Below are 5,739 nucleotides of genomic sequence, written 5' to 3' on the forward strand. Positions count from 1 at the left end.
GCAGGCTTGCTCTGTGTTAAATATCAAGCAGATATTCACCTGCTATGATAACCCTAAGGGCAATGCTGATACAGAAAGAGTTATCCGGACAATGAAAGAAGATCTAATTTGGTTAAAAGTAGAACAATGGAAATCACCATTTGATGTTGAAGAAGACTTAAAAGCCTGGATAAGCCGTTACAACAATGATTTTCCACATTCCTCTTTGGGTTATAAAACACCGGTGCAATATGAGAAAGAGCAGTTGTTACTTGCTACTAAAATCTAGCTTGCCAAATGGGGGTCAGTACAAAAAATAGGCAATCAGGCGAATCTTTTTAGGGTCGGCAATACAGGGTGCAGCATAACATAAGGTAATGGATTTTAAAAACATATTCGGAGGTGAGACCTCCAAATATATTTGAAAATAAAGAAGAAATATTCTCGCATTAAATCTTTTGTTGTTTTAACGCGCTATTCCTTTCACCTGGCTATCTGTCTGGGAAGGACAATAAAACCAGAACATATAAGTGAGGTTTTATCAGCAATCTCTGAGACCTCCTCCCGATAGGTAATCAAAAACACAGTTGTTCCTTGGCATTTTAACTCTTTAATCACTTCCACAATATTATCCAAAGTCAAAATATCAATTCCTGAATCTTGGTTCATCTAAAATTGGTGGTTTTGGCTTCAGCGCAAAGACCGCAGCTAATTCAATGCGTTTTCTTTCTCCTCCGCTTAAACTCTTATCCACCTCTTTATCTAAATAATCCTTTGGCTCCAATAAAACCCTCTGTAGCGCCTGTTCAATCAATTTATCGTCTTTTTCCTTCATCCCTACTGCAATATAGTCTTTTACCGCTAAGCCCTCAAATCTTACCGGCTCCTGCCAGGCTAAGGTGGGTCCCATCTTTGCTCTTTCAATTTGATAAAGAAAAACTAGTTATATCCTCACCTCTAAAATAAATCTTACCATCTTGAGGGAAATAATCACAGCAGCCCATAATCACATACGCAAGGCTTGACTTTCCCGCAGCATTTGAACCCAAGATAGAATAGATTGTTCCCTCCTCAACTGAAAGGCTTAAGTTTTTCAAAATTTTCCTCCCTTCTAAGTTAAGCAATATTTTATCTAACTGTAATAATATTCCCATATTTTTAATTTTTCCCTTCTATCTTCTTAAATACGGCTTCAAGCTTTGACCTATATATATTCTTTATATTTTCCTCCTCATCTTTTAACGGCTTAACCGGAATTAAATTCATTACTTCTTCAGGTGATAAATCCGCTTCATATATATAGTTTTTCAGAGTACCCTTCATCATCTTTGATATACCTTCTTGAGCTTCCTGAGGAGTTAGTCCAAATGATACAGCGATTTTCTCTAACTCATATAATTGAAACCAAAGGTAAGTTGGGCCCATCGCAGTAAGCAAGGCATATGCTTCTAACTTCTCCTCATCCACTATCGGACAATCTCCTAAATTGCCTAACCAGACCTTTAATTCTTCTTTTTCAGTTTCCGATAAGGCAGAAGAAAAAGCAATAGGGTTATAACCTGAATTTATAATTGAACAGGTATTGGGAATCATGCGGGCAATACGCCTAAATCCGCCTAATCCTTCTGATAATTTCTCAATCATTATTTTGGGAGCAAGGCTAATTATGATTGCTTCTTTTTTAAGAGAGGATTTGATTTCTAAAAAGACGCTGTTTATTGCCTGAGGATGCAAAGCAAGAAATACTATTTCCTGGCAAGCAGGCTTTTTATTATCGCCAACTGAGATATCAATCTCAGGGAAACGGCGCTTTAATTTTTCTAGCGCCTCAATACTGAAATCGCTTACCATAACATCTTCTGGCAATTTACCACAACGCCTTAATCCTTCCAGGATTATAAAAGTAATTCTACCTCCTCCGATAAATCCCAATGTCTTGTTTGTCATTTATCTCCCATTATGTTTTTTGCTCCTTATTAATTACCTCCATTAATTCTTCTTTACTGGGAAATCTAATCGCCTCTCCATTACAAAGGTTAGCGCAAGCGGAGCAACCGACTACGCAGTTATATGGTCTGACAATATTGGGTCTATTGTTTTCTTCATCCCACTCATAGACACCATTCCAGCAGAAGTTAAAACATTCCTTACAGCCTACACATTTCTCGTAATCAATTCTCGGATACCATGGTATCTTCTCTCTTTCAATTCCATAAATTCTGGTCACTTTTCTACCTCCTTTCAATATTATCCAATGCTTCTTTTACTTTATTAAGGGCCTTTTCAGTCGACATATTGCGTAAATCAAGACTTACTACCTGGTTATCAAAGTTCGCTCCCATCTCTCCAAAACCTATCCCCATCCTCCACCTTTTTTGAATTTTTGTTCTTTGCCTTTTTTCACTAATTATTTGGCAGATAATACTTCTTTTATCTCATCCACCGTAGGAATCTTGCCAGAGATTTTAACTTGACCATCCACAATTACGGCGGGTGTAAACATTATTCCTCTTTTGGCAATTTCTGTCATATCATAAAGATGAACCACTTCTGCCTGAAGCCCTAATTGCTTTAATGCCTCTTGAACATTCTTCTCAGTTGCTTTACATTTTGGACAACCCGGGCCAGCAATTTCAATTTTCATTTTTATCACCTCCTTTCTATCATAACCTCTTTATTTACAATGTATTTTGGAGGTGAGACCTCCAAACATTAGAAAATTAGGTTTCCCAAAAACCAGCCCACAAATGTCCCCAAAATCATGATTAGAATAATATAAACCGCTGCCTTTTTAATTCCGAAAAGTCTTCCAATAGCAAGCATATTGGGAAGGCTCATTCCGGGACCAGTTAACAAAAATGCCAAAGCAGGACCACGCCCCATCCCTAATTTTAGCATCGTATCAATAAAAGGTGATTCAGTTAATGTGCCAAAGTACATCAGTTGCCCTGATATTGTTGCCAAAAATGCTGCCAGAACAGAATTTCCACCTACCCACCTTGAAACAAATTCCTTAGGTAAGAGTTTGCCGATAACACCCACAATGAAAACACCCACCAAAAGCAAAGGCACAATCATCCGCACAAACCACCACGTTTCTTTAAGCCAGTTTTTGGTTTCTTCTTTGGTAAGAGTGCTCGCTCCATAAATTAACCAAATAACCGTTAATATACTCCAGACCAAAACATTAATTAAATAACTTTTTCCTTGTGCGATATAGTTAGGCAGAATTATAGAAAGAAAAATCAAGATTAATAAAATGGAATGTTTTTTACTAATAACTACCTTATTTTCTGAAGATGTAGATTTTATCTTGCTTCTTTCTTCTTTCCCAAACAAAACACTCATTATCCACCCTACCAAAAAAGCCATAAAAAGAGAGGCAGTAATTCTTGAGATAGCCATCTTTGTACCTAAAATAGTACTGGTAAATAAAAGCGATAAGACATTGGTAGAAGGGGCAACCCAAAGAATAATAAAAGCAGCGCCAATTCCTGCTCCAGCAAAATAAAGACCGCTTCCTACCGGCAAAACTGTACAGGAACAAGAGGCAATAAAAAAACTAAAAAATATGGCTAAAGAAAAGGACCTTAATTTAGATGCCTTTTCGCCCAAATAACTTAAAATCGCCTCTTTATTAAAAAAAGAAACCATACCTCCTGCCAGAAGAAATGCAGGAATTAAACAGGTCAAAACATGATGGGCAATATAATCTTTTAAAGCTAATAATCCAGCAAAAATTAGATTTAAAACCATGCTTACCTCCTTTTAATTTTGCAGCAGCCACCTTCAATCCTTATTGCCTTAACATTGACCAAAGCATCAGCAATTTTTTTATGTGCTGAGGTTATAATCCTTGAGAAAGTAGGCCGGGAAATCTTCATTCTTTTGGCCGCATCAACCTGTTTTAATCCCTCAAGGCATGCAAGCCGAACTGCCTCAAATTCATCAAGTGTCAAATACACATTTTCTAACTTACTCAGTGGTTTGCACAAAGGTTTAAAACATCTCTCTGTAGGTCCGTACTTTATCCATCTGATCCTTTTTGGCCTCATTTTACCATCCTATCGGTTTGGTTTATGAACAAATGTTCATAATAGAATAACATATTTTAGAAAATTGTCAAGGGTTTCTTAATTTTTTATCGTTAAGGTGGTTGTTGTAATAATTTTAAATAAAATAGGGAAAGACCGACTTTCCTTTTAGAAATTTTATTTAACGAGGGCGGTACACTTAGAATTTTTTATTTCTATAATTTTAAAATATTCCCTATTGGATTTGATATAGATTCCTGTTATGTTTCTGCATACTTTACTCTTCTACTTACTCTGGCTGCTGCTATATAATAAAAGGGGTCAGGCACTTTTTGCCAAAAGGGGTCTGACCCCTTTCTCTCATTTTAACTTCTATAACATATTATACCGTAATTTTAATATCCTATAACTATTTCACCTGCTTTATGAAGTGCATATTTTGTGCAAAATGGGCCGATTAACTCATAGATAACAGTTGTTCCCACGATAGTTGTAAACAGGATATTGCCTATATTAGGAAAATCGCTTTTAGCAATTAACGCACAGCCTAAAGCAACACCCGCTTGAGGCACTAATCCAAAACCAAGATACTTTTTGACTACGGGAGATGATTTAGATATCTCTGCTCCCCAATTAGCACCTATAACCTTACCTAAAACTCTAAAGATAATATAAACCAGTCCCCAAAGGCCAAGTTTTTTCAGTAAGGGAATCTCAAGGTTAGCTCCGGCAAGGACAAAAAATAAGAGAAATAGTGGAGAGTCTATAGTGCGTATGGCATCAAAAAATTTAAATGATGCCAAATGAATATTAACTAAAGCCGCCCCTAAAAACATGCAAGAGAGAAGTACGGATAAATGTAATGATAAAGAAACTCCGATACTAAATAAAACAAATCCTAAGGTATAAATAAGCAATTCTGTCAAGCTCCGGATATATTTAGAAAGGTGGGATAATATAAATGCCAAAATCGAACCCAAGATAAATGCACCACTGATACTAAAGAGCGAATTCCAAAAAACTTTTAGTAAAAAGAGGGGACTGGTCAGATGATTATAAATTGCCTTGGAAATAGCCAATGATATAGCAAAAATTATCAAACACCAAGCATCATCTATTGCCACTACACCTAAAAGGGTATTGGTAAAAAAACCCTTGGCACGGTATTCTCTGATAACCATAACTGTAGCGGCCGGTGCAGTAGCTGAGGCAATCGCTCCAAAAAGAAATGAGATATAAAAAGGTTGCCTTAGGATAATCAAAAATGCCAAGGTTACAAATACCCAGGCTCCCGAGGTTTCTAAGACTGAAATCCAAAGAATAGATTTTCCCAAGCGTCTAAAATTATCTATAGAGAAATTCTGACCTATGCCAAAGGCAATCATCCCTAAAACGATATTAGAGATTAGGCCAGAAGCATTCAATAATTCTTTAGGTGCCAGATTAAATACATAAGGACCAATAAGTATTCCTAAGACGAGGTATGCGGTTACTGCAGGAAATCCTAATTTATTAAAGAATCGGGCAAAGAAAATACCTGACAAAAGAAACGCCGATGCTAACTTTTTCATCAAGCCGGTCGCTAATCTGCCAAGGTCCATAAAATAAAGAGAGCCATAAAATTGCTATCCCAAAAACAGTTCGCCAAATACTTATTTTAAAACGAAAACCCGAGGGAGTTAGACTACTTTTGAAAAAAAGAGAAATTAATCCAATAAAAATAAAC

Annotated in this window: 11 protein-coding genes; 1 reads left to right on the forward strand and 10 read right to left on the reverse strand. The window is 36.5% G+C overall.

Annotation, left to right across the window (positions count from 1 at the left end):
* A partial coding sequence (locus NC818_07440; protein ID MCM8784575.1) for an integrase core domain-containing protein occupies window positions 1-268 on the forward strand: 268 nt, incomplete at its 5' end.
* A 194-nt stretch (window positions 269-462) separates the two neighbouring features.
* On the opposite strand, the gene NC818_07445 is transcribed toward NC818_07440, so the two are convergent.
* The 10 genes from NC818_07445 to NC818_07490 all read right to left on the reverse strand — a co-directional run.
* Window positions 463-648, reverse strand: a complete 186-nt coding sequence (locus tag NC818_07445; GenBank protein MCM8784576.1) for a hypothetical protein — start codon at window positions 646-648, stop codon at window positions 463-465.
* Window positions 626-889, reverse strand: a complete 264-nt coding sequence (locus NC818_07450; GenBank protein ID MCM8784577.1) for an ATP-binding cassette domain-containing protein — start codon at window positions 887-889, stop codon at window positions 626-628. The genes NC818_07445 and NC818_07450 overlap by 23 nt, the downstream gene beginning before the upstream one ends.
* Before the next feature lie 10 nt (window positions 890-899).
* Window positions 900-1,133 carry an ATP-binding cassette domain-containing protein gene (locus tag NC818_07455; protein ID MCM8784578.1) on the reverse strand — a complete coding sequence of 78 codons (234 nt, stop codon included), beginning with the start codon at window positions 1,131-1,133 and terminating at the stop codon, window positions 900-902.
* Window positions 1,134-1,137: 4 nt separating this feature from the next.
* A complete protein-coding gene (locus tag NC818_07460; GenBank protein MCM8784579.1) occupies window positions 1,138-1,926 on the reverse strand; it encodes an NAD(P)-binding domain-containing protein in 789 nt (262 codons plus the stop codon).
* Window positions 1,927-1,936: 10 nt separating this feature from the next.
* The gene (locus NC818_07465; protein MCM8784580.1) at window positions 1,937-2,206 is read right to left on the reverse strand and encodes a 4Fe-4S dicluster domain-containing protein; all 270 of its coding nucleotides are present in this window, start codon (window positions 2,204-2,206) and stop codon (window positions 1,937-1,939) included.
* Window positions 2,207-2,386: 180 nt separating this feature from the next.
* Window positions 2,387-2,623, reverse strand: coding sequence for a thioredoxin family protein (locus NC818_07470; protein ID MCM8784581.1), 237 nt, complete (start codon window positions 2,621-2,623; stop codon window positions 2,387-2,389).
* 68 nt (window positions 2,624-2,691) lie between these two features.
* Window positions 2,692-3,735 (reverse strand): permease, encoded by a 1,044-nt coding sequence (locus tag NC818_07475; protein ID MCM8784582.1) that lies wholly within the window; start codon window positions 3,733-3,735, stop codon window positions 2,692-2,694.
* A 2-nt stretch (window positions 3,736-3,737) separates the two neighbouring features.
* Complete coding sequence (locus tag NC818_07480; GenBank protein MCM8784583.1) at window positions 3,738-4,034, reverse strand: DUF134 domain-containing protein; 297 nt, start codon at window positions 4,032-4,034, stop codon at window positions 3,738-3,740.
* A 374-nt stretch (window positions 4,035-4,408) separates the two neighbouring features.
* Window positions 4,409-5,584 (reverse strand): cation:proton antiporter, encoded by a 1,176-nt coding sequence (locus tag NC818_07485; GenBank protein MCM8784584.1) that lies wholly within the window; start codon window positions 5,582-5,584, stop codon window positions 4,409-4,411.
* A partial coding sequence (locus NC818_07490) for a hypothetical protein (GenBank protein ID MCM8784585.1) occupies window positions 5,526-5,739 on the reverse strand: 214 nt, incomplete at its 5' end. The genes NC818_07485 and NC818_07490, both read right to left, overlap by 59 nt.

This window comes from Candidatus Omnitrophota bacterium, from assembly GCA_023819145.1.
Taxonomy (GTDB): domain Bacteria; phylum Omnitrophota; class Gorgyraeia; order DTHP01; family DTHP01; genus JBFWKV01.